Below are 23,830 nucleotides of genomic sequence, written 5' to 3' on the forward strand. Positions count from 1 at the left end.
TGGTCTGCCGACGAGAATTTACACGCGCGCAACAAGAACTGCCGTTGCCTGAAACATCGGCCGGGCATGCTCGGATACCAGCGGGAAATTCCCGCGGTATTTTCGAAGGGCAGCGACATGGAACTGACCGCACACCACATTTGGGTCATGATCTCGGCCGCCCTGGTGCTGTTAATGACACCGGGACTGGCCTTCTTCTACGGGGGAATGGCCCGGGCCAAGGCCGCCGTAAACATGATGATGATGAGCTTTGTCTCCGTGGCGCTGGTCGGGGTTGTCTGGGTGCTCTGGGGATATTCGATGACCGGCGGCGAAGGGGTCGCGCAACTCTTCGGCAATCCACTGGCGTCCGCCGGGCTGGAAGGGCTGTCACCGGACGGGCTGATTTCGGCCGGATACGGTGCCACCTTCGCCATCATCGCCGTGGCACTGATCAGTGGCGCCATCGCCGACCGCACGAGGTTCTCCTCCTGGTCGGTGTTTGTCCCGGTCTGGGTGACTGCTGTCTATTGCCCCATGGCCTACATGGTCTGGGGCGGCGGCCTGCTCACTGAAGACGGACTGATCGGCCGTACCTTCGGCGCGGCCATCGACTTCGCCGGTGGCACCGTGGTCCACATCAGCGCCGGTGTGGCTGCACTTGTGCTCGCGCTGATCCTCGGCAAACGGCACGGATTCTCCAACAGTCCGTTCCACCGGGCACACAGCGTGCCATTCGTGATGCTGGGCGCGGCACTGCTGTGGTTCGGCTGGTTCGGCTTCAACGGTGGGGCAGCCGGTTCAGCGGCCGAAGCAGGACTGATCTGGATCAATACGCTCGCCGCGCCGGCTGCGGCGATGCTGGGCTGGCTGGCGACCGAGCGGATCCGCGACGGACGGCCGACGTCGGTGGGCGCTGCTTCCGGTGTGGTCGCCGGGCTGGTGGCCATCACCCCCGCCTGTGCCAGCGTCAGTCCTGTCGGGGCTTTGGGGCTTGGCCTGGTGGCCGGTGTCGCCGCGGCGCTGGCCGTTGGGCTGAAGTACCGGCTGGGTTTCGATGACTCGCTCGACGTCGTCGGGGTGCACTTGGCGGCCGGGCTGGTGGGGACTATCGCGGTCGGGTTTATCGCGCTGCCCGACGACGGCGAAGGTGGCGGCCTGTTCTACGGCGGCGGGTTCGACCAGCTGCTCGCCCAAGTGGCCGCCGTCGTCGTCGCCGTGGTGTTTACCGCGGTGCTGACAGCGGCCATCGGATTCGCCATCCACCGCACCATGGGCTTCCGGGTCAGCCACGAGCACGAAGTCACCGGCGTCGACCTGGCCGAACACGCCGAATCGGCCTATGACTTCGACGACGGCTACGCCGAAACCTCCACCCGCGGCGACAACAAGGCCCGCATCCCGGTGACGTAGACGGCAGCGGTGCGCCGCTCCGCGACGACGGCAACGAAATTCCTCGTCCCTCGGAATATTAAAGCCGTCTTACGCGGAGTGGCCTTCCGCTGTTATCCGCCGTCGTGCAGGGCCGCGGTCTTAGAGCGGGCGGATGGGACGGGAGGTATCCCAGTTGTCCGGGCCGAGTGAGCCGGCCGGGTATTCGGCCAGCGGCACCTCACCGGCCTGCCACGCGGCCAAGGTCGGCTCGACGATCCGCCAGCATTCCTCGGCGGTGTCGCCACGCACGGACAGCAGCGGATCGCCGTTCAGCACGCCTTCGAGCACTTCGCCGTAGGGCAGCACTTCCGCCTCGTTGAGTTCCGCCTTCAGGTCGACGCGGTTCAGCTCGAAGATGTCCCCGGGACCGTTGACGTCGATTTCCAGTTGCACCACGCCCGGGCCAAAGCCAATGACCAGGCGGGTCGGCTCGTCCGGTCCAGTGAAGCCGGTGGGCAGGTGCGGCACCGGTTTGAACGTGATCACCGCGCCCTTGCGCGGCTGGCCGATCGCCTTGCCCGAGCGCAGCACGAACGGCACACCGGCCCAGCGCCAGTTATTGATCGACACCTCCACTTCAGCCAGGGTCTCGGTGCCGCGGCCGGGATCAATCCCGTCTTCGTCAGCGTAATCGGGCACCTTCCGGTCTCCAACGGTTCCGGCGGTGTACCGGGCCCGGCGGGTGGCGGCCGGATCGATGGTGCTGGCGCGCAGCACCGCGCTGATCCGGTCCCGCAGGTCCCGCTCGTCCAGCGTCGCCGGGGCATCGAGGGCCAGCAGCGCCATGATTTCCAGCAGGTGGCTCTGGATCATGTCCCGCAGCGCGCCGGCGGTGTCGTAATAGCCGGCCCGGCCCTCCAGAGTGAGTTCCTCGTCGAAGAACACCTCCACCTGCTCCACGTGGTTGTTGTTCCACAGCGGTTCCAGCAGCCGGTTGGCAAACCGCAGCCCGAGAATGTTCAGCACCGTGACCTTGCCCAGGAAGTGGTCCACCCGGTGGATATGGTCTTCGGGGACGAGCCGGACGAGGTCGGCGTTGAGCTGCGCGGCGGATTCGGCGCTGGAGCCAAAGGGCTTCTCCATCACCAGCCGGGTGCCGGCGGGAACATCCGAGGGACCGAGGCGTCCGCACGCCTCTTCACTCACCGACGGCGGAAGCGCGAAATACACGGCCACCGGCGGTTCGAGACTGTTCAACAGCGAGGCCAGGGCGCCGTCGGCCGTCACGTCGAGCTGATGGTATTCGGAGTCGGCGATATACCCCTCCAGCCGCGGCCAGGCGTCGTCGTCGGCGTCACCAGCCCCCTGGGCGAACGACTTCCGCACTCTGTCCTGCCACTGGTGCCGGCTCCAGTCACTGGTTCCGGCGCCAACGAGTTTGAGCGAGCCCGCTCCGCCGCGGCTGATCAACCGGCCCAGCCCGGGCAACAGCAACCGGCCGGCGAGGTCGCCCGAGGCGCCGAGGATCAGCAGTGTGTTGATTTCCGTTTCAGTGTGCTCCACGGAGCTGTTCGATGCAGTCACAGTTTCAGCATGCCACCTATCGGCCTGCTTCTGACAGAGTGGCGGGTACGACGGCGGCATCTAAGGCTTGATACCCTTTAATGCCAGTTGCATATCCACCTTTGACGAAAGAAGTGCACTCCGCGTGTTCAATTCACTGTCCGACCGGTTGGCATCGACGTTCAAGAACCTGCGTGGCAAGGGTCGCCTGTCCGAAGCCGATGTTGATTCCACAGTCCGGGAGATCCGGCGCGCCCTGCTGGATGCCGACGTCGCCGTGTCCGTGGTGCGTGCCTTTACTGCGCGGATCAAGGAGCGGGCGCTCGGTGCTGAGGTCTCCGCAGCCCTGAACCCGGGCCAACAGGTCGTCAAGATCGTCAACGAGGAACTGGTCAACATCCTCGGCGGCGAGACGCGGCGGATCCGGCTGGCGAAGAATCCGCCTACGGTGATTATGCTGGCCGGTCTGCAGGGTGCCGGAAAGACCACGCTGGCCGGAAAACTGTCCAAATACCTGGAAGGCCAGGGCCACAAGCCGATGCTGGTCGCGGCGGACCTGCAGCGTCCCAATGCCGTCAACCAGCTGCAGGTGGTCGGAGGACGCGCCGGCGTGCCGGTGTACGCCCCGCATCCCGGTGCCACCTCAGAGCACGACAATCCCACGGGCGACCCGGTGCAGGTTTCCCGTGATGGCGTCGCCGAGGCGGAGTCCAAGCTGCACGACGTCGTCATTATCGACACCGCCGGCCGACTCGGCGTGGATGCCGAAATGATGCAGCAGGCCGCCGATATCCGTGCGGCCACCAACCCCGACGAAGTGCTGTTCGTCATCGATGCGATGATCGGCCAGGACGCGGTGACAACCGCCCAGGCGTTCGAAGAGGGCGTGGACTTCACCGGCGTCGTACTGTCCAAGCTCGACGGCGATGCCCGCGGTGGTGCCGCACTGTCGGTGGCGCAGGTGACCGGCAAGCCGGTGATGTTCGCCTCCACCGGTGAGGGCCTGGACGATTTCGAGTTGTTCCACCCGGACCGGATGGCCAACCGGATCCTGGATATGGGCGATATGCTCACCCTGATCGAGCAGGCCGAAAAGTCCTGGGACCAGGATGAGGCCGCCCGGATGGCCAAGAAGTTCTCCGACCAGGAAGACTTCACCCTCGACGACTTCCTGGCCCAGATGTCCCAGATCAAGAACATGGGCTCGATGAAGAAGATGCTCATGATGATGCCCGGCGCCGCCGGGATGCGTGAGCAGCTGGAAAACTTCGACGAGCGGGAGATCGACCGGGTCGAAGCCATCGTCCGGTCCATGACACCGCATGAGCGCGCGGCCCCGAAGATCATCAACGGTTCCCGCCGGTCGCGTATTGCCCGCGGCTCCGGTGTGACAGTATCCGACGTCAATTCCATGCTGGAACGCTTCGGCCAGGCCCAGAAGATGATGAAGCAAATGGCCAAGGGCGGCGGCATGCCGGGGATGCCGGGTCAGCCGGGCCAAGGCGGATACAACGGCGGCAGCCGGAAGAAGCAGCAGCAGAACAAGAATAAGAACAAGAAGAAGTCGCGTTCGGGCAACCCGGCCAAGCGGGCGGCCGAGGAGAAGGCGATGGCCGAGCGGCGGGCCAACGGCAACAAATCGGTGCCCACCGGTACCTCATTCGGCGGCAGCCAGGACCAGGATTTCGATCCATCGAACCTTCCGTCCGGCTTCGACAAGTTCCTCGGCGGCGGCCGGTAGGTTGGCCGCTGAACGTGTTGTTTTTGTGCACGGCAGCGGCAAGTTCGGTGCGGCTGCGTGGCCCGTCCAGCACCGGCTGGCGGGTCGATACGACTGCCTGTTCGTCAAGCGTCATGGTTTCGATGCCGCCGCAGCACCTGAACCAACCGACTTCGACGCCGATACCAGGATTGTGCTGCAGAACCTGAACGGCCGGCCCGGGCACGTGGTGGCCGCCAGCCAAGGTGCCATCTCCGCCATGATGGCGGCGGTGGCCAGACCGGATCTGGTCAAGTCGCTGAGCTTGTTCGAACCGGCCTGCCTGTCGCTGACCGCCGACCTGCCGGCCACTATGCAGCACCGTGCACTCGTCGGTCCGCTGTTCGAGCGCCGCCAGAGCATGAGCGACACGGAATTCCTCCACGAATTCGTCCGCCTGGTCTTCTCCGCTGAAGCGCAGGCGCCGCAGACCGAAGACGCCCAGCGTTCAGCGGCGAGATTGCGGATGCAGCGGCCCCCGTGGGAAGCGCCGCTGGACATTGTCCCGGGCGTACCCACCCTGGTGGTCACTGGTGCTTGGGAGCCGCTCTACGAGGAAGTCGCCGGATATCTGGAAGGCACCGGAGCGCGGCACCTGCACGCCGGCGGCGACCATCGTCCGCAGGACACCGGGACCGGGCATCAGGCGCTGGAGGAATTCCTCGCCGGCCACAACTGACCGGACCGCGTAGCGGGGACGACGGCGGTGAGCGTGGCCAGCACGGCCGCACCCGTTCCGAGGGCGAAGGCAGCCGCAGGGCTGAAAGCATCCACCATCAGTCCGCCCGCGGCTGCGGCCAGCGAAGCGCCCGCGTTCACGGCCGTGTTGATCCAGTTGGACGCTTCAGTCTGGACCTCGCTGGTGGTCAGCGCGTCCGCCAGCAGGTAGCCGGTGACCAGTGACGGTGCCAGGAAGAAGCCGACGACGGCCAGCCCACCGGCGAGCAGCAGCAGAGATGACGCGGGAATCAGCAGCGCACTGGTCAACACCAGCGCCCCGGTGATCAGCACCAGCCGGCGATGCGGTGGCCAGCTCCAGTGACGGCGCCCATAGAGCAGTCCGCCGACCGCGCTGCCACCGGAGAAAGCCGCCAGCAGCAGGCCGGCCGAGAGTGCGGGATCGGCAACCGACGCGTGGCCCTGGGCGAAAGCCGGCGCGGCCACTTCGATGGCTCCAAGCACAGCGCCCACACCCAGCAGTGCCACCAGTGCGCCGCCGAAGCCGGGCTGACGCAGCGGACTGTTGTGCCGGGTCCGTGGCGCGAGACGGGGCAGTTGCCGGCCGGATACTCCGCTGGTGACCATCCCGACGGTGCCGGCGACTGACAGGGCAGCGGTCAGCACCAGGGCCGCCGCAGGATTGGTGGCGGCAATGACCAGACCGACGATCAAGGGTCCAGTGGTGTACAGCAGTTCGTCGGCGACAGCGTCGAGGCTGTAGGCGCGGGTGAGCAGGCCCTGGTGGTGTTCGGCAAGCCGCGACCACAGCACGCGCATCGACGGGCCCAGTGGAGGGGGAGTGGCGCCGGCGGCCGCGGACACCCCCAGGACCAAACCCACTTGGGAGCCGTCACCGAGCAGCAGCACCAGCGCTGCCAACGACATCGCATACAGCGCGGCCATGGACGGCAGCGTGAGCCGTTGGCCGTAGCGGTCGACCAACCGGGCCCGCAGCGGTGAGGTCAGCACATTGGCCAGTCCGAACAGGCCAAGTGCCGATCCGGCGGCTGTGAAAGATCCGGTGCCGTGCTCGACGGCGAACAACAAGGCCAGGCTCGCGGTGGCGATGGACATCCGCCCTGTCAGCGAGGGAAGGAAGGCGCGCAGGGCACCGGGCAACCGGAGCACAGTGCGGTAGTCCGCCGGGCCGCTCATCGCCGGCTCCCGCCGCCGGGTGCCGGGTCACCGGGTGTGCCGCCGTCGGGTGCCGGGCCGTCGTCGTCCGGACTGCCACCGGAGGTCCCGCCATCGGCGAGCTCGAAGAGGAAGAGCGTCGAGCTGATCTTCACCAGTTCCGGTGTGCCAGTTCCGGAGTCCGGATCCGCCGCGGCGGCAGCAGCGTCGGAGGCCGAATTGTGCAGCACCTCTCCGAGCCTGCGTGCCAGGCTCCGGGCTTCTTCGAAATCCCGGCGCCGGACGGTGAACTCGGCGTCGGTGAAGGTGATCCCGGTGCCCGGCCGGTAGCTGCCCGCCCGGCGCATCAATTCGCTGGCCATCGCCGCGGCGAGTTGCCGATGGTCCGCGACGTTTCCACCGGTCAGGTGCTCCCCGCTATCGCCGGGGTGGCGGTACCGCTTGGCCCTTCCTCCGCGGACCGGAATTCCTTCGGTCGCCACGAGCAGACCTGCCGCCTGAAGCCGGCGCAGGTGGTAGCTGACATTGGCCTGGGTCTGGCTCAACTCCCTGGCCGCCTCCGCGGCACTCATAGCAGTGCCGGCGAGGATCGACAGCAATTGCAGCCGGAGCGGGTGGGCGAGGACCCGCAGGCCCGGGATGGCGTCGTCGCTCATGCAGTGAGTCTGCAGCATCCCGAACCACCTGTCAAAGAACTGTTTGGGGGTAAACCGGCATCATCGGTGTATCCAGCACGTGGGGTTCACTGCCGCGTGTTCGAGGCCGGTTCGGGGCGTATCACGACGTTGCCCACCTTCCCGCCCGTCTCCACGTAGCGGTATGCCTCCACGATTGTCTCCAGCCCGTAACGTCGGTCGACTACGGGGACGAAAGCCCCGGAGGCGAGCAGTCCTTTGATCTCCTCGACCACGTGCCTGCCGTCCTCGGGGAACGGGAACACCACCCGCCGAGCGCCCGACAATCGTCCGGGCAGCAGCGCGGTGAGACCGGCCAACGGGAGGTTCTGCCATCCCGGCCCCGGCTCGGTGGACACGTACCGGCCACCGGGCAGCAGGATCCGCCGGCAGCGTCCGAAGGTGCTCTTGCCGACGGCATCCAGGACGACGTCGTACCGCTCCGGGCGGGCGGTGAAATCCTCGGCGAAGCGGTCAATGACCAAGTCTGCGCCGAGGCCGCGCACCAACTCGGCATGCTCGGACGCGCACACGGCGGTGACACGAGCACGCAGGTGGACCAGCAGCTGCACCGCTGCCGAGCCGATCCCGCCGGTGGCGCCGTTGACCAGCACCCGCTCACCGGGCTGCACCCGGGCACGCCGGATCGCCGAGCGTGCATAGTGGGCGCCCTCGGTGCTCGCCGCGGCAAGGTCGAGGTCGACGCCCTCCGGTATCCGCGCGATCGAGGAGGTCTCCGATACCGCCAGCAGTTCGGCATGGGCACCGAACCGGCCCTCGAGGTAGCCGAAGACCCGGTCACCCGGACCGAAGGCAGTGACTCGCCCGCCCACGGCGACGACGTCCCCGGCGTACTCGGTGCCCAGGATCGTTCGGTACGGGCGACGGAGCCCGGTGGACGCGCGCATGAACCACGGACGCGCGGCCCGGTAGGCGCAGTCGGTGCGGTTCACCGTGGTGGCGCGGACACGGACGAGCACCTCGTCGGCGCCCGGTTCCGGTGCCGGGACGTCGAGGATCCGCACCACCTCCGGCGGCCCGTACATGGTGTTGACCGCTGCTCTCATCGGCGCCTCCCACGCCCTAGTATGAGCGGATCGCGGACAGAGCGGAAGCGGCCGGCTGCAGGCATCCCAAGATCCTCGGATCCCGGGTCAGGATCCTGGTGCTAAATGCTGCCGTGGTCATGGTGGGCGGGTTGGAGCCAAAGGACACCATGGTTGATCAGGTCGGGGAAGGCCGCCCAGTAAGCGATGACGGCATGCACCAGCCGGGGTGCGACGCCACTGGTGTCGCTGACCAGCTCTACGAGGGCCGCCGGCTCGCCAGTAGTGAGCTTTCAGTTATATTCGCGGCTTGGCTGGATTGTACTCAGTGTTACTATGTACTAGTAGTAAGTAACACTGAGTACCGAGGAGGCAACGCGCCGTGGGCAAACAGGCGACGGAAATGCTCAAGGGAGTCCTGGAGGGCATTGTCCTGGCGATCCTTACCGGGCGGCCGGCCTACGGCTACGAGATCACGGCATGGCTCCGGGAGCAGGGATTTTCCGACATCGCCGAGGGTACCGTCTACGCCCTGCTGGTCAGGATCGAGCAGCGCGGCCTGGTCGACGTGGAGAAGGTCCCGTCCGAGAAGGGGCCGCCGCGCAAGGTGTTCACACTCAATGCTCAGGGGCGCGACTATCTCGAAGAGTTCTGGAGGACCTGGAGCTTCCTCACGGATCGACTGGGACAGCTTCGCGACCATACCGAATATGAGCGCGAAGAAGGAGAGAGGTAGCTATGGTCAGCAAATGGATCGAGACGCTGACGGGGTCGCTCGAGCAGAAGAAGCAGTACAAACAGGCAAAGGCACGCCTGGATGCGTTGCCTGAACCGTACCTGACCGTGGCGAACGCCCTTAATCGGTACGTGATGTACTACGGCGGCGTCACCGATGGCGAGACCGTCGTGCAGATGTTCGTCGACTTGGCGGACCTGTGGGAGCGCGCGGCCGTCGACGGCACTCCCGTCGGCGAGATGGTCGGCGATGACCCGGTCGAGTTCGCTGAGACTTTTGCCCGGGCCTACGCCGGCAAGCAGTGGATCGATAAGGAGCGCGCCCGCCTGGTCAAGGCTATTGAAGACGCTGAGCGGAAGGAGTTGAAGTGACCACCGCACCAGCCATCCGCGTGAAGGGCGTCGAGAAATCGTACAAGGAGCTGCACGTGCTCCGCGGCGTCGACCTCACCGTCGAGCGGGGCAGCATCTTCGCCCTGCTTGGATCGAATGGCGCAGGTAAGACCACGCTGGTGCGGATCCTGTCGACGCTGCTCAGAGCCGACGGGGGTACCGCGAGCGTCGACGGCGTCGACGTCGCCACCCAACCGGGCAATGTGCGCGAAGCCATCAGCCTGACCGGTCAATTCGCCGCCGTCGACGAAATCCTCAGCGGGCGGGAGAACCTCATGCTCGTGGCCCGGCTGCGGCACCTCAAAGACCCCGGAGCGATCGCCGATGAGCTGCTGAATCGCTTCTCGCTGACCGACGCGGGAGGACGGAAAGTGGCGACGTTCTCAGGCGGTATGCGCCGCCGGCTCGATATTGCGATGAGCCTGATCGGAGACCCGCCGGTGATCTTCCTGGACGAACCCACCACCGGACTCGACCCCGAGGCCCGCATCGAGGTGTGGGAAGCCGTCAAGGATCTCGCCGGGCGCGGGACGACAGTGCTGCTGACCACGCAGTACTTGGACGAAGCCGAACAACTGGCCGACCGGATCGCGATCCTGCACCAGGGCAGGATCATCGTCAACGGCACCCTGGCCGAGCTCAAGGCGCTGCTGCCGCCGGCCGAGGTCGAATACGTCGAGAAGCAGCCCAGCCTCGAAGACATCTTCTTCGCCGTCGTCGGCGACACCGGCGGAAACAACAAGAGCAGCACCGCCGGTCAGGGCACTCGAGAGCACAAAACCAGGTCGACCAAGGGGTAACGAACAACGATGGCCACGCATTTCTTCGCCGATACCGCCGCCCTGACGGGCCGGTCGCTGCGCCACATCACTCGCAGCCTGGACACCATCATCACCACCGCGGTGACCCCGGTCGCTCTGATGCTGCTGTTCGTCTATGTGTTCGGTGGCGCGATCGAGACCGGGTCGGATTCGTACGTGAGCTATATGCTGCCCGGTATCCTGCTGATCACGATCGCCTCAGGCATCGCCTACACCGCCTATCGGCTGTTTATGGATATGCAGAGCGGCGTCTTCGAACGCTTCCTATCCATGCCGATTTCCAGGTCCGGGGTGCTGTGGGCGCACGTGCTCACATCAGTGACCGCCAATCTGATCTCACTTATAATCGTCATGGGTGTCGCGCTCCTCATGGGTTTCCGCTCAGGGGCGACACTGCCGGCGTGGCTGGCCGTGGCCGGCATCTTGGTCTTATTCACCCTGGCATTGACATGGCTGGCGGTCATCGCGGGACTATCCGCGAAGACCGTGGACGGAGCAAGCGCGTTCTCCTACCCACTCATCTTCCTGCCATTCATCAGCTCGGCGTTCGTGCCAACGGAAACGATGCCCGGCCCGGTGCGCGCCTTCGCCGAGCACCAGCCAGTGACCTCCATCGTCAATACGATCCGTGACCTGTTCACCCAACAGCCGGTCGGCGTCGACATCTGGATCGCCCTCGCCTGGTGCGTCGGCATCCTCATCGTGGGGTACGCCCTCGCCATGGGCGCCTACCACCGCAGAATCACCTAACGTGGCCGGATCTCCACTTGCCGAGCAGCGGCTATGCTGGTCGATCCGTCCCACGTGAAGCACAAAGCAACGCACGCCGGGTCACCGCAATCCCATCGGTTTATGGGGCGCGCACTGCTGCCCGCTCGTCCGGCCGGAGGTCCGATGTCGTCCGCGCGACGAAGGCGCAGGCGGCGAGGACCCCTTAAACTGAACGGCATGGGCGAACGACTGCATATCAAGGGCCACATTCTCACCGGCCCCGACGAAGTGCTGGGCCAGATGTGGGTCGATGATGGCAGAATCACCTTTACGAAACCCGCCGGGGGAGACTTTCGCACGCTGGAAGGGTGGGTGCTGCCCGGGTTCGTCGATGCGCACTGCCACATCGGCCTCGACCACAGGGGCCTGGTTCCCGACGAAGTGGCTGAAGAGCAAGCGCTGACCGACCGCAACGCTGGCACCCTGCTCGCCCGCGATGCCGGCGTCGTCAACGACACCCGCTGGGTGCAGCACCGCGAGCACCTGCCCCGGCTGATCCGCGCCGGCCGGCATATTGCCCGCAGCCGCCGCTATTTCCGAAACTTCGCCGTTGAGGTGGAGCCCGATGAGCTGGTCGCAGCGGTCCGGGAGCAGGCAAGGGCCGGTGACGGCTGGGTCAAACTGGTCGGGGACTGGATCGAGCGCACCGAAGGTGACCTGACGCCGTCGTTCCCCGCCGAGGCCGTCAAGCGCGCAGTCGCGGCCGCCCACGAAGAGGGTGCGAGGGTGACGGCCCATTGCTTCTCGGAACAGTCGCTGGATGACATGCTCGACGCCGACATCGACTGCATCGAGCACGCCACCGGAATGCGCCACAGGCATATCGACCGGTTTGTCGAACAAGACCTGCCGATTGTGCCGACGCTGATCAATATCGACACCTTCGACGACATCGCCGGCTCGGCCGAAGCCAAGTACCCCACGTACGCCGCGCATATGCGCGATATGCACCGCCGCCGGCACGACACCATCGCCAAGGCCTATGAGGCCGGGGTCCGGATTTTCGCGGGCACTGATGCCGGAAGCAGCATTGCCCACGGCCGGATCGCCGACGAGCTGGCGGAGCTGACCAGGGCATCGCTGCCCGCGGCCGCCGCGCTGGATGCCGCCACCTGGTCCGCCCGCCGCTGGCTGGGAGCCGAGGCGATCAGCGAAGGTGCCAGTGCCGACGTCGTGATTTGTTCAGGCGACCCGCGCGCCGACATCCGGCATGCCGGATCGCTGAAACACGTGGTGCTGCGCGGAAACGTGGTGCGCTGATATGGAACGCTTGAAGTCGCTGATCCCCGATGGCCTGGCTCATTGGTGGTCCGACGCCGGCCAGTGGGAACGTCCCGCACCGACGCCTGCCCAGCTGCGGAGGGACGTCGTCGGTGCCATGATTTTTGTCCTGGCCAGCGTCCTGCTGCTGGAGCTGACCCGCAGTTTCGGGGCCCTCAACTCGGACGACCACGCCGTCTGGCAGCAATACCTTGCCATCCTGCTGATGACGCTGCCGCTGACCGTACGTCGGCGGTATCCGCTGTCAGTGATGCTGGTGCTCTCGGTGCTGTTCATCGGGCTTGCCCTGTGGATCCCGGCGATATCCATGCAGCTGCCCTTCCAGGTGGCCTATTTCGCCTCGCTGTATACCGCGGTGGCGTGGGCGAAGGACCGTCGGCTGTTGTGGTTGGCCACCGGGGTGGTGATTACCGCGATGTTCACCTGGCTGGTGCTGTCGATGACGGTGGCCTCAGCCGTGGACCAGATCATGGAGCAGGCCATGGAAAACGGGCAACCACCGGGACCGTGGCCGCCGGTGGTTTCGGCTGCCATGTACAACTTCCTGATCAATATTGGCTACTTCGGCGGTGCCGTGATGGCCGGGCAGGTCTCCTGGCGCAATGCGTTGCAGCGGGACCAGCTGGCCGGGCAGGCGGCGAGGATTGAACGCCAGTCCGTCGAGCTGGCCCGGCGTGCAGTGGTTGACGAACGGCTTCGCATTGCCCGGGAGCTGCACGACGTGGTGGCGCACCATATTTCGCTCATTGGCGTGCAGGCCGCGGCGGCCCGACGGGTACTGGACAGGCGCCCGCAGGTCAGTGCCGAGTCGCTGCAGGTGATCGAGAACTCCAGCCGGGATGCGGTGTCCGAAATGCGCAGCCTGCTCGGAGTGCTGCGCACCGATACGGAACTGCCCGACGGCGGCGCCCCAGGTGGCACCGATGGAGCGGCCGCCGCCGGCGCCGCTGGTGGCAGTGACGACGGCGGGGTCGCGGCCGGGGTCACGCCCGCCGGGGATGCCATGGCTGCCGGTGGAAGCGCCGGCGACGGCGCGGAACCCGCCGCCGGCAACCACCTGCCGGACACGCCTGCCTCCAGCCGCCGTCGTGCCGATCCGTCTCTGGCGGACCTGCCGGCGCTGGTGGAGGAACATCGCGCTCTCGGCCTGGACATCGAATACACCGACGTCGAGCACGAAAGCGGTGCACTCTCGGAGGTGTCAGCGCCTGTGGCCCTTTCCGTGTACCGCACAGCGCAGGAGTCGCTCAGCAATATCCGCAGGCACTCAACCGCCACCCGAGCGACCATGACGCTGCGCACCGGCGAATCGGAAGGTCGGACATGGATCGAACTGGAAACCGTGGATAACGGGCGGCCGAAGCCACCGGCGGAGGACAGCTCCGGTTACGGACTCCGGGGTATCCAGGAGAGAGTATCGTTGCACCGCGGCACGTCCGACATCGGCCCCCGTGACGGCGGCGGTTGGCGGGTGCGGGTGAGGTACATGCTCCAGGCCGAGACGTCGATGACAGGCAGGGGAACGCTATGACGCCCATACGGGTACTGCTGGTGGACGACCAGGCGCTGGTCCGCTCCGGGTTTGCCGTGATGCTATCGGTCGAAGATGACATCGAGGTGGTCGGGCAGGCCGGAAACGGTGCCGAAGCGGTTGAATTCGCCGCCACCCACGATGTGGACGTGGTGCTGATGGATGTCCAAATGCCCCAGCTCGACGGGATTGAGGCGACAGAGCAAATTGTCGACGCCGGACGCGGCAAGGTTGTCATCCTGACCACTTTCGAACGGGACGACTACCTGTTCGATGCATTGCGCGCCGGAGCCAGCGGCTTCCTGCTCAAGAACGCGGACCCGGACGAACTGGTCGGGGCTGTCCACGCCGTGTCGGAAGGGCACGCGCTGCTGGCTCCGGAAATGACCGTGCGGTTGATCGGGAAGCTGACCGAGCAGACCCGTCAGCAGGAGCAGGCGCCCGCCCGTGGTGTTGAACTATTGGAGCGGCTGACCGAGCGGGAGCGTGAAGTGCTGCAGCAGATGGCACGTGGCCATAGTAATGGGGAGATCGCCCGCGGCCTGTTCCTCAGCGAAACGACGGTCAAGACGCATGTTTCCAACCTGCTGGGAAAGATCCAGACCCGCGACCGGGTGCAGGCCGTTGTCTTCGCGTATGAATCCGGACTCGTCCGTCCAGGGGCCTGACTGATTCGTCAGGACGCGTATGACCGCATCGTCAGGCCGCCACGGCCGCTGCCGGTTCGTCCGAACGACGGAGCCGCACGGCCCCTAAATCGGTCCCGCGGCCGATCCGGACGGTGCCACACTCTTCCTAAGCTTGAGGCATGCTTCTTCGAAGCGCGAAGCACACCGGAACCTGGTGAAGCCAGGATCCGACAGAACAGGATGGGGCATCATGCTGCGGATAGAAAATCTGAGGCGGACTTTTGGAGACGTGACGGCGGTCGACGACGTCAGCTTCACTGTCGAACCCGGACGGATGACCGGATTTGTCGGAGCCAACGGAGCCGGCAAGACCACCACGATGCGGATGATTATGGGCGTGCTGGCCATCCATTCCGGACAGGTGGAATGGAACGGCCGCCCGATCACCGCGGCGGACCGGACACGTTTTGGATATATGCCCGAAGAACGCGGGCTGTATCCCAAGCAGCAGGTGCTGGACCAGCTGGTTTACCTCGGCCAGCTGCGCGGCATGAGCCAGGGCGATGCCCGCCGCGAAGGAGTCCGCTTGCTTGGCCGGTTCGAACTGGAGGGCCGGCAGAAGGACAAGCTCGAGTCGCTGTCACTGGGCAATCAGCAACGAGTCCAGATTGTGGCGGCGTTGCTGCACCGCCCCACGGCGCTGATCCTTGACGAACCATTCTCCGGGCTCGATCCGGTGGCCGTGGATTCCATGGCCGACCTGCTGCGCGAACGCATTTCCGAAGGCACCCCGGTGCTCTTCTCCAGCCACCAGCTCGATCTGATGGAGCGGCTGTGCGACAACCTGGTCGTACTCTCCCACGGCCGGCTGGTGGCCGCCGGCGACGTCGCCGAGCTGCGACACCAGCAACAACAGCGTCACCGGGTGGTGACGGAGCCCGACGCCGGCTGGTTGCGTGAGCTGGGCGGCGTCACCGTTCTCGACGTCGAAGGTCCCAAGGCCGTCGTCGAAATCGTTGACGCGGCGACACGCCGCACCGTCGTCGAAGAAGCACTGAAGCGGGGCGGACTCGACGAGTTCACCCCTCTTGTGCCGAGCCTCAGCGAGATCTACCGGGAGGTAACCCAATGAGCGCCCCCGCCACCACCGAACAAAACCGCACCGCGCCGGCATCGTCGGCATCCCATGTCACCAACGCCTGGTCGATCGTGACCCTGCGCGAAGTCATCGTCAAGATCCGCGACCGCGGCTTCATCATCTCCACGCTTGTCACGTTGCTGCTCATCGCGGGCGGAATGGGGGCCAGCGCCTTCATCGAGAATCAATCACAAAGCTTCACCGTGGCCGTCGTCAGCCCACAGGCCGGCCAGATCGTCCAGGGAACCGGATCCGACCAGTCCGGCGAAGGGGGACTGACGGTCGACACCATGGAGACCGAGACGGCAGAGGCTGCGCGATCAGCGGTGGACGCCGAGCAAGCCGATGTGGCACTGCTGAATTCCGAGGACGGCTGGACTCTGGTCGGCAAGGACTCCGTCGACGACGGGCTCAGCACAGCCGTGGGGCAGTCGTTGTCCGACTATGTCCTGCAGATGAACGCCCAGGCCGCCGGGACAACTGCCGAGGACCTGACGGCCGGCAGCGAACTGGACGAGGAAGTCCTGCAGGGAAGTATGGACGACGAGGCGCTGCATGGCATCGTGTCCTTCGTCTTCAGCTTCCTGTTCTATATGTCAGCGATCATCTTCGGCATGGCGATCGCCCAGTCCGTGTTGGAGGAGAAACAGAACAGGGTGGTGGAAATCCTCGCCACGGCCATTCCGATCCGGCAGCTGCTCTACGGGAAGGTCATCGGCAATACGATCCTGGCGATGGCGCAACTCGCCTTGTATGGCGGGGCGGCGTTGGTGATGGTGAACCTGCTAGGAGACACCACCATGGTGGGCAGCATTATCGCCGCGTCGGGGTGGTTCTTTGTCTACTTCCTGATTGGATTCCTGATCCTCGCCGCGGGTTTTGCCGTGGTCGGATCGTTGGCCAGCCGCCAGGAGGACCTGCAGTCGAGCACCACGCCGGTCATGGCAGTGATCTTCGCCGCCTTGTTCGCCGGGATTTTCGCTGAGGGCACGTGGTTGACCGTCGCGTCCTACGTTCCGGTGGTGTCGTCGGTGGCCATGCCCGTTCGACTGCTGGAGGGCAATGTCGCCTTGTGGGAACCACTGCTGTCCATCGTGGTGGCGCTGCTCGCCGCCGTCGTGCTGATCCGGCTGGGGGAGAAGATCTACCAGCGTGCGGTGCTGCAGTCCGGCGGGGCGCTCAGCCTGCGGAAGGCGATGCGCATCGAAGAGTAATGCGCCTCGAAGAGTAAGGGCAGGACACAGTGTGTGCCCCGCCGTGGCGATGGGTGTTCACCCTCGACGTAGTGCGTGCCCCGGCCGTGGCGATGGGTGTTCATCCCTGACGTCGTGCGTGCCCCGCCGTGGCGATGGGTGTTCACCCTCGACGTAGTGCGTTAGCGCCGAGGTAGCGGGTTGCAACGGGCTACCTCGACGGAAACCCCCTACCTCGGCGACGGCCCCCTAATTCGGCGGAAACCCCTGCCTCGGCGACAGCCCCGGCGCCGGGCTGGAATAAAGGTGAAGCTTCAAGTAGTATTAATTGCATGAACCTTCAAGCAAGGCACCAGGACCTTCTTCCCGCGAACCTCTCGATGGGTACTGTGATGCTCAAGGTCGGCGACATGAACAAGATGTCGACCTACTACCAACAGGCGCTCGGTCTCGACGTCGTCGCCGAAGCCGACGGCGGCCTCTACCTGGGCCGGGGAAGTACTCCGCTGATTCATCTCGCGCCGGCTGCAGGCTTGCCGGTGGCCTCCCGAGGGGATGCCGGCCTGTTCCACACTGCGCTGCTATTCGAGGATCAGGCATCGCTGGCGGCTACAGTGGCCAGCGCCGTCCAGTACGACCCGCGCGGATTCGTGGGCAGCGCCGATCACCTGGTCAGCGAAGCGTTTTACTTTACCGACCCCGAAGGCAATGGGATCGAACTCTACTACGACCGCCCGCGTGACACCTGGAGGTGGGAGAACGGCACGGTCGCAATGGCTTCGAACTACCTGGGCCCGCAGGAGTACCTCAATTCCCACCTGACCGAAGCTTCGGTGACCGGCAGGCGGCAGGCGGGTGCCGGCGTGGGACACGTCCATCTGCAGGTCGGCGACGTCGAGACCGCCCAGGACTTCTACATCGATACGCTCGGATTCGAGAAAACCGCGGGATGGCACGGGCAGGCACTGTTCGTCTCAGCCGGCAAATACCACCACCACATGGCCATGAACGTCTGGAACAGCGCCGGTGCGGGGCCGCGGAAGAACACGCTGGGGCTGGGCGAGGTGCTGATCACTGTCCCGGACACCGACGACGTCGGCGCATTGGGCGAGCGGCTGGCCCACCGGGGGATCACGGCCAATCACGATAGCGAGGAATTGCGCTTCGAGGATCCCTGGCGCAACACCCTGCGGGTGGCCGCGGCCTGAACCTCCGCCAGTGGGGTGTGCCGGGCGCCCCTGCCGGGTCCGCCGGGGCCTGCCGGGCGCGCCGGCCGGGTCTGCCGGGGCCTGCCGGGCGCGCCGGCCGGGTCTGCCGGGGCCTGCCGGGCGCGTCGGCCGTCATGCCCGGTCAAACTGTGGGAGCCGCGGCCGAACCGGTCAACTCGCGGAAGGCCGCGGTTGTCTGGCACAATGGAACCCGTACTCGATCGGCGTGGCCCCTCTCACCGCGTGCGCATTGTGTCCTCAGAACCCCCATTAATGGCCCCGCCCCACGGGTGCAGGAACCGGGTTCGCCTGAAGATTTTACCAAGGAGTGACCACACAAGTGGCCGTAAAGATTCGTTTAAAGCGCTTCGGCAAGAAGTTCAACCCGCAATACCGCATTGTCGTCATGAACAGCAAGGCCAAGCGGGATGGCTATGCCCTCGAAGAGGTCGGCAAATACCAGCCGATGCAGGAGCCTTCGTTTATGGAGGTGAAGTCCGAGCGTGTCCAGTACTGGCTCGGCGTAGGTGCGCAGCCGACCGAGCAGGTTCAGGCTATCCTGAAGGCTACCGGTGACTGGCAGAAGTTCAAGGGTCTGCCGGGCTCCGAAGGAACGCTGAAGCAGCCCAAGGAGAAGGAAGCGTTTGTCGCCCCGGAGGGGAAGTCGGTCGTTACCGAGGCCATTACCCCGAAGAAGAAGGGTGGCGACTCGGAAAAGGCTTCGGAAGAGGCCCCGAAGGACAGCTCCGCTGCTGAGAAGGACGCTGCCAAAGAGGCTCCGGCCGCAGAAGCTGAGAAGGCCGAGTAGTTTTGCTGGCAGATGCGCTCGAACACCTGGTCCGTGGCATTGTTGATAGTCCCGATGATGTCGATGTGTCGATGAAAACCAACCGCCGCGGCGACACCCTCGAGGTCCGCGTCCATCAGGATGACCTCGGGCGCGTGATCGGCCGGCAAGGGCGGACCGCCCGGTCGTTGCGCACGGTGATTGGCGCACTGGCTGACGGCGATCCGGTACGTGTGGACGTCGTCGACACAGACCGCCGCCGCTGATTCACACCGGACGATATTCGTGGCTTTCGGCCCCGGCACCAGATGATGGTGTGCGGGGCCGAAGCTGTTTCAAGGCGCGTACAACGCCGGATTCAAGGCACAACGGGACAGGAGGGCCGATGCAGGTACAGGTGGCACGAATCGGCAAACCGCACGGAATTCGTGGTGAAGTAACCATCCAGCTGATGACTGATGAACCGGAAAGCCGGTTTGTTGCAGGTGCCAGATTCGACGTCGAGCCGGCCGGGCTTGGGCCGCTGACTGTTTCAAAGGCGCGCTGGAACAAGGAGATCCTGCTGCTCGGCTTTGCGGAAATCACAGACCGCAATGCCGCCGAACAACTGCGCGGTGCGAAGCTGTTGCTCGATGCCGAAGCCGCCGACGATGACGATGAGGACACCTGGTACGAGCACGAGTTGGTCGGCCTGAGGGTGCGTGCGGCCACCGGTGAAGGATATGACGACGTCGGAGTCGTCACGGCCTTGCGGGTGCTTCCCGCTCAGGATCTGTTGGTCATCGAAACTTCCGACGGCGAAGAGGTGCTGGTGCCCTTTGTGGCCCAGCTGGTCCCGGAGGTCAACATCGACGACGGGTTCATCCTCGTTGATCCGCCCGAAGGCCTTTTTGATGTCAACCGTCCGGCCGAGGGCGGAGGGCACGGCAGCTAGTGCGTATCGATGCCATCAGTATCTTTCCGGAGTATCTGGCCCCGCTTGAGTTGTCGCTGATCGGCAAAGCGCGGCAGGAGGGGCTGCTCGATCTGCGGGTGCATGACCTGCGTACGTTCACCACGGACCGCCACCGCACGGTTGACGACACTCCCTATGGCGGCGGTGCCGGTATGGTCATGAAGCCCGAGCCGTGGGCGCAGGCGCTCGAATCGGTGCTGGACGCCGTCGGACCATCCAACGGGCACCCGCCGGCCGATAACGCGGCGGCAGACGGCTCCTCACCTGTGCAGTCCAACCGGCCTCCGACGTTGATCGTCCCGTCCCCGGCAGGGGAAGTATTCGACCAGCGTATGGCCCATGAACTCGCCTCGCGGGAGCACCTGGTCTTCGCGTGCGGGAGGTATGAAGGCATTGACGACCGGCTGCTCGACTGGGCGTCGGGACAGTTCGATCTGAGGCCCGTCAGCCTCGGCGATTACGTGCTCAACGGGGGAGAAGTTGCAGTACTGGCCATCGTCGAAGCGGTTGGCCGGCTGCTGCCCGGCGTCGTCGGCAATCCCGATTCGCTGGTTGAAGAGTCGCACGCCGACGGCCTGCTGGAATACCCCGTGTACACCAAACCCTCTAACTGGCGGGGGCGTGACGTGCCGGAGGCGTTGCTCAGTGGTAACCATGCCGGAATTGCCCGGTACCGTCGCGAGCAGCAGCTCATCCGCACCGCGGCGCGGCGACCGGACCTGATTGCCCGGCTGGATCCGGATGCTCTCACCGGCGTCGACGTCGACGCTCTGTTGCAGCTGGGCTTCGAGGTGCAGTCCGGGCGTGTGGTCCGGGCCTCCGGGGACTGACCCGTCAGGCGCCTGGCCAGCCGGGTTTGTCCGGATTTCGGCATCGGCGCGCTATGTGGCAGAATTAAGCTTCGTGTTTCCTGGGTTCGCCCCTGCCACAGGGGGAGTGCAGCCGACAGGCAAACACACCGGACCCGGCGGCCTATCCGCCGGACGGTAGATCTCAGTTTTCCGGCAAGGTTTTCCGCCGCGAGCGGGCTTCGTTGCCGTGACCAACGTGGGCGACCTGTGGCGTTCACCAGGAGCGACTAAATGCACATTCTCGACAGTGTAGACGCAGCCTCGCTGCGTGACGATATTCCCGAGTTCCGCGCCGGCGACACCCTCAAGGTTCACGTGAACATTATTGAAGGTAACCGTTCCCGTGTGCAGGTCTTCCAGGGCTATGTGGTGGGCCGCCAGGGCCACGGCGTGCGTGAGACCTTCACCGTGCGCAAGGTGTCCTTCGGAACCGGCGTCGAGCGTACCTTCCCGGTCCATTCGCCGATCATCGACAAGATCGAGGTCGCCGCGCGTGGCGATGTCCGCCGTGCGAAGCTCTACTACATGCGCCATCGCAAGGGCAAGGCCGCCAGGATCCCCGAGAAGCGCTAAGCACTCGTCCATCACGAGTGCATCCCAGGCTGAACGGATACGGAAACAGCTCCGGGAAGTCCACAAAACGCCGGTCCCGGAAGCTGGGCTGGCGTTTTGTTGTCCCGGCCCTCATTGCCGGAGTGCTGATTGCCGCCGTCGTGCGGGCTCTCTTTGTAGAGATCTATTTCATCCCTTCCGGATCCATGGCTCCCACGTTGCAGGAAGGCGACCGGGTGCTGGTCAATCACCGGGCCTACGACGACGAAGCGATCGAGCGCGGGGACCTGGTGGTTTTCGACGGCAGGGGTTCGTTTGCGCCATTGCACAGCGATGCTCCCTTGCCCGTGCAGGCGTTGCGGACCGTTGGCGAATGGCTCGGAGTGCTCGGCAGCGACACCACCTACGTCAAAAGGGTCATTGGCCTGCCCGGCGATAGGGTCACGTGTTGCGACGACGAAGGGCGGCTGATGGTCAATGGAACGCCGCTGCAGGAGGAATACCTGTATCCTCAGGATGCACCCAGTGAGCTGGAATTCGACGTGAGGGTCCCGCACGGTAAATTGTGGTTGATGGGGGACCACCGCTCGGTATCGGTCGATTCCCGGTCGCTGATGGGTGCCCCGGGCGGCGGGTATATCCCGATTGACCGGGTGATTGGCCGTCCCGCGACTATCATTTGGCCATGGGACCGAATCGGTCCCGTTGAAGAGGCTCCCACCGTCGGGGCGACAGCATTAACTACGAAGGGTGCGTAATGCCGGACAGTACCGCCAATCATGCCGATGACGGCGCCGATCCAGGCAAAACTCCCGCTGACGAGACGCATTCGGACGGCCCGGGCAGTCGTTCGGCGCGCCGGGCCGACGCCGGACGGAAGAAAGGCGGCAATTGGGGCTGGCTGCGCGAAATCGTGGTGATCATCGCGATTGCGCTTGTGCTGTCGTTTCTGATTAAGACATTCCTGTTCCGGGCATTCTTCATCCCTTCCGGGTCCATGGAGGACACGCTCCGGATCGATGACCGGATCTTCGTTAATCTGTTGGCACAAGAGACCGGGAAGATTGAACGCGGCGACATCGTGGTGTTCAAGGACAACATGGGATGGCTCCCGGAAACTCCTGCGCAGGCGGAGGGCGGGACCAACTGGCTAAACGAGTTCCTGACGTTCGTGGGACTGCTGCCTGACAATTCGGAGCAGCACTTGGTCAAACGAGTCATTGGGATCGGCGGGGACCATGTCGTTTGTTGTGACGCGCAGGGGCGGATCTCAGTTAACGGCGAGCCCATCGAAGAGCCCTATTTATATCCTGGCGCGACGCCGTCCGAAATGCCCTTTAACGTGATGGTGCCCGAGGGTAAAATCTGGGTGATGGGTGATCACCGCAATGCCTCAGCCGATTCCCGGGAGCATCAGCGTGCTGAGGGCACCGGCTTCGTCGATCTGGACTCGGTCCTGGGTGAAGCCGTAGTGGTTGCCTGGCCCCTGAGCCACTTCGACATTCTGGGCAGCTATCCCGACGTGTTCGAGGATGTTCCGGACAATCCGCAATCCGGGGCGCTGCCGACGGGATCGCCATGAGCAAGAGTCCAACCCTTCGTTATGAGCGTTCACTTAAGTCGTCGGGACACCGGCTGGTCGCCGGTTGTGACGAAGTTGGACGTGGCTCGCTTGCCGGACCGGTCAGCGTTGGCATGGTGGTGGTCGATGTGACGGCCGTGCGTGCCCTGAAGGGCGTGCGGGACAGCAAACTGCTCACTGTGGCCGACCGCGAAGCACTGGTGCCCAGGATCCGGCGCTGGGCCGTCTCCTACGGCGTCGGACATGCGGGTCCGCAAGAGATTGACGACGTCGGCCTGATGGTGGCGTTGCGGCGTGCCGGCAACCGGGCGTGGGCGGCACTGCAGTTGCACGCGCGGCCGGATGCGGTGGTGCTCGATGGCAATCACGATTGGCTCTCGGCTAAGGATCAAGCCGCCTTGTTCGAGTCGTTGGCGGATCCGGATGGCGTGGCCGGCGGCATGACTGACGCGGATGACGGAGGCTTCCGTGGTGACGTGGGCGCCGTCGGCGACCTTAGTGATGCGGCCGACGTCGGCGACGTCCTCCCCGGGGCCGAATGCACAGCCCCCGTCTACACGAAGATCAAGGCCGATATGCAATGCCTCAGTGTCGCGGCGGCGAGTGTGTTGGCCAAGGTGGAGCGGGACGCGCACATGGCTGAACTCGCGACGGCATATCCCCAGTATGGATGGGAGATGAACAAGGGCTACGCCACTCCGGCCCATCGCAAGGCCCTCAACGAATACGGCCCCGCCATGGTGCACCGCCGTAGTTGGAACCTGATGGCACCACAGGTCGAAGAGACCAGCGATGAGATGGCGGTTGAGCTTTGAGCGCCGAGGATCTGGAAAACTACGAAACCGATATGGAGCTGCAGCTCTACCGTGAATACCGGGACGTCATTGGACTGTTCTCGTACGTGGTTGAGACGGAGCGTCGCTTCTATCTGGCCAACACAGTGGATGTGCAGGCCCGATCCGCCGACGGCGAGGTCTATTTCGACCTGAATCTGCAGGATGCCTGGGTGTGGGACGTGTACCGGTCGACCCGGTTCGTCAAACACGTCCGTGTGATCACCTTCAAGGACGTCAATGTGGAAGAGCTCGTGAAGAATGACGAGCTCGAAGTTCCGAAGGATCCGGGCGCCTCGCTCTAATCATTCCCGGCTTTAC

At 65.0% G+C, this 23,830-nt stretch carries 26 protein-coding genes; 22 read left to right on the plus strand and 4 right to left on the minus strand.

Annotated features, from left to right (window positions below):
* The first annotated feature begins 117 nt into the window (after positions 1 to 117).
* A complete protein-coding gene (locus H535_RS23050; RefSeq protein ID WP_051298393.1) occupies positions 118 to 1,392 on the plus strand; it encodes an ammonium transporter in 1,275 nt (424 codons plus the stop codon).
* A gap of 120 nt (positions 1,393 to 1,512) precedes the next feature.
* Here H535_RS23050 and H535_RS0102365 read toward each other — a convergent pair whose 3' ends face one another.
* Positions 1,513 to 2,937, minus strand: coding sequence for a glucose-6-phosphate dehydrogenase (locus tag H535_RS0102365; RefSeq protein WP_245580122.1), 1,425 nt, complete (start codon positions 2,935 to 2,937; stop codon positions 1,513 to 1,515).
* Positions 2,938 to 3,061: 124 nt separating this feature from the next.
* Between H535_RS0102365 and ffh the strand changes: the two genes are divergently transcribed.
* The gene (gene ffh / locus H535_RS0102370) at positions 3,062 to 4,657 is read left to right on the plus strand and encodes a signal recognition particle protein (RefSeq protein ID WP_026818269.1); all 1,596 of its coding nucleotides are present in this window, start codon (positions 3,062 to 3,064) and stop codon (positions 4,655 to 4,657) included.
* A gap of 1 nt (position 4,658) precedes the next feature.
* Positions 4,659 to 5,354 carry an alpha/beta fold hydrolase gene (locus tag H535_RS0102375; RefSeq protein WP_026818270.1) on the plus strand — a complete coding sequence of 232 codons (696 nt, stop codon included), beginning with the start codon at positions 4,659 to 4,661 and terminating at the stop codon, positions 5,352 to 5,354.
* Here H535_RS0102375 and H535_RS0102380 read toward each other — a convergent pair.
* The 3 genes from H535_RS0102380 to H535_RS0102390 all read right to left on the minus strand — a co-directional run bounded on the left by H535_RS0102380 (position 5,318) and on the right by H535_RS0102390 (position 8,270).
* A complete protein-coding gene (locus H535_RS0102380) occupies positions 5,318 to 6,550 on the minus strand; it encodes an MFS transporter (RefSeq protein ID WP_026818271.1) in 1,233 nt (410 codons plus the stop codon). The two genes, H535_RS0102375 and H535_RS0102380, sit on opposite strands and share 37 nt — an antisense overlap.
* Positions 6,547 to 7,185 carry a helix-turn-helix domain-containing protein gene (locus tag H535_RS23055; RefSeq protein WP_081416403.1) on the minus strand — a complete coding sequence of 213 codons (639 nt, stop codon included), beginning with the start codon at positions 7,183 to 7,185 and terminating at the stop codon, positions 6,547 to 6,549. The genes H535_RS0102380 and H535_RS23055 overlap by 4 nt, the downstream gene beginning before the upstream one ends.
* A gap of 86 nt (positions 7,186 to 7,271) precedes the next feature.
* Positions 7,272 to 8,270, minus strand: coding sequence for an NAD(P)-dependent alcohol dehydrogenase (locus H535_RS0102390; protein WP_026818272.1), 999 nt, complete (start codon positions 8,268 to 8,270; stop codon positions 7,272 to 7,274).
* A gap of 361 nt (positions 8,271 to 8,631) precedes the next feature.
* On the opposite strand from H535_RS0102390, the gene H535_RS23060 reads away from it, so the two are divergent.
* From H535_RS23060 to H535_RS0102485, 19 genes are all read left to right on the plus strand, one after another.
* Complete coding sequence (locus H535_RS23060) at positions 8,632 to 8,985, plus strand: PadR family transcriptional regulator (protein WP_051298364.1); 354 nt, start codon at positions 8,632 to 8,634, stop codon at positions 8,983 to 8,985.
* Between the two features lie 2 nt (positions 8,986 to 8,987).
* A complete protein-coding gene (locus tag H535_RS0102400; protein WP_026818273.1) occupies positions 8,988 to 9,356 on the plus strand; it encodes a DUF1048 domain-containing protein in 369 nt (122 codons plus the stop codon).
* On the plus strand, positions 9,353 to 10,177 hold the full coding sequence (locus tag H535_RS23065) for an ABC transporter ATP-binding protein (RefSeq protein WP_035767981.1): 825 nt from the start codon (positions 9,353 to 9,355) through the stop codon (positions 10,175 to 10,177). The genes H535_RS0102400 and H535_RS23065 overlap by 4 nt, the downstream gene beginning before the upstream one ends.
* A 9-nt stretch (positions 10,178 to 10,186) precedes the next feature.
* Entirely contained in the window at positions 10,187 to 10,948 is a 762-nt protein-coding gene (locus H535_RS0102410; protein WP_026818274.1) for an ABC transporter permease, read from the plus strand.
* Positions 10,949 to 11,146: 198 nt separating this feature from the next.
* On the plus strand, positions 11,147 to 12,229 hold the full coding sequence (locus H535_RS0102415; RefSeq protein ID WP_026818275.1) for an amidohydrolase family protein: 1,083 nt from the start codon (positions 11,147 to 11,149) through the stop codon (positions 12,227 to 12,229).
* A 1-nt stretch (position 12,230) separates the two neighbouring features.
* Positions 12,231 to 13,781: a sensor histidine kinase gene (locus tag H535_RS23070; RefSeq protein WP_051298366.1), complete on the plus strand. Its 1,551-nt coding sequence runs from the start codon at positions 12,231 to 12,233 to the stop codon at positions 13,779 to 13,781.
* Complete coding sequence (locus H535_RS0102425; RefSeq protein WP_026818276.1) at positions 13,778 to 14,449, plus strand: response regulator; 672 nt, start codon at positions 13,778 to 13,780, stop codon at positions 14,447 to 14,449. The genes H535_RS23070 and H535_RS0102425 overlap by 4 nt, the downstream gene beginning before the upstream one ends.
* Positions 14,450 to 14,660: 211 nt before the next feature.
* On the plus strand, positions 14,661 to 15,542 hold the full coding sequence (locus H535_RS0102430) for an ABC transporter ATP-binding protein (RefSeq protein WP_026818277.1): 882 nt from the start codon (positions 14,661 to 14,663) through the stop codon (positions 15,540 to 15,542).
* Positions 15,539 to 16,762, plus strand: a complete 1,224-nt coding sequence (locus H535_RS0102435) for an ABC transporter permease (protein ID WP_026818278.1) — start codon at positions 15,539 to 15,541, stop codon at positions 16,760 to 16,762. Before H535_RS0102430 ends, H535_RS0102435 begins: the two co-directional genes overlap by 4 nt.
* A gap of 311 nt (positions 16,763 to 17,073) precedes the next feature.
* Entirely contained in the window at positions 17,074 to 17,949 is an 876-nt protein-coding gene (locus H535_RS0102440; protein ID WP_026818279.1) for a VOC family protein, read from the plus strand.
* A gap of 340 nt (positions 17,950 to 18,289) precedes the next feature.
* A complete protein-coding gene (rpsP, locus tag H535_RS0102445; RefSeq protein ID WP_026818280.1) occupies positions 18,290 to 18,757 on the plus strand; it encodes a 30S ribosomal protein S16 in 468 nt (155 codons plus the stop codon).
* Positions 18,758 to 18,759: 2 nt separating this feature from the next.
* Positions 18,760 to 19,002 (plus strand): RNA-binding protein, encoded by a 243-nt coding sequence (locus H535_RS0102450; protein WP_026818281.1) that lies wholly within the window; start codon positions 18,760 to 18,762, stop codon positions 19,000 to 19,002.
* A 119-nt stretch (positions 19,003 to 19,121) separates the two neighbouring features.
* Positions 19,122 to 19,670, plus strand: coding sequence for a ribosome maturation factor RimM (gene rimM, locus H535_RS0102455; protein ID WP_026818282.1), 549 nt, complete (start codon positions 19,122 to 19,124; stop codon positions 19,668 to 19,670).
* A complete protein-coding gene (gene trmD, locus H535_RS0102460) occupies positions 19,670 to 20,521 on the plus strand; it encodes a tRNA (guanosine(37)-N1)-methyltransferase TrmD (protein WP_026818283.1) in 852 nt (283 codons plus the stop codon). The genes rimM and trmD overlap by 1 nt, the downstream gene beginning before the upstream one ends.
* A gap of 252 nt (positions 20,522 to 20,773) precedes the next feature.
* A complete protein-coding gene (rplS, locus tag H535_RS0102465; RefSeq protein ID WP_026818284.1) occupies positions 20,774 to 21,115 on the plus strand; it encodes a 50S ribosomal protein L19 in 342 nt (113 codons plus the stop codon).
* A 17-nt stretch (positions 21,116 to 21,132) separates the two neighbouring features.
* Entirely contained in the window at positions 21,133 to 21,852 is a 720-nt protein-coding gene (lepB, locus tag H535_RS23075; protein ID WP_245580124.1) for a signal peptidase I, read from the plus strand.
* Positions 21,852 to 22,676 carry a signal peptidase I gene (gene lepB, locus H535_RS23080; protein WP_051298368.1) on the plus strand — a complete coding sequence of 275 codons (825 nt, stop codon included), beginning with the start codon at positions 21,852 to 21,854 and terminating at the stop codon, positions 22,674 to 22,676. Before lepB (H535_RS23075) ends, lepB (H535_RS23080) begins: the two co-directional genes overlap by 1 nt.
* Entirely contained in the window at positions 22,673 to 23,491 is an 819-nt protein-coding gene (locus H535_RS23085) for a ribonuclease HII (protein ID WP_035767984.1), read from the plus strand. Before lepB (H535_RS23080) ends, H535_RS23085 begins: the two co-directional genes overlap by 4 nt.
* The gene (locus tag H535_RS0102485) at positions 23,488 to 23,814 is read left to right on the plus strand and encodes a DUF2469 domain-containing protein (protein ID WP_026818285.1); all 327 of its coding nucleotides are present in this window, start codon (positions 23,488 to 23,490) and stop codon (positions 23,812 to 23,814) included. The genes H535_RS23085 and H535_RS0102485 overlap by 4 nt, the downstream gene beginning before the upstream one ends.
* Positions 23,815 to 23,830 lie beyond the last annotated feature (16 nt).

The organism is Arthrobacter castelli DSM 16402 (genome assembly GCF_000430705.1).
GTDB lineage: Bacteria > Actinomycetota > Actinomycetes > Actinomycetales > Micrococcaceae > Arthrobacter_C > Arthrobacter_C castelli.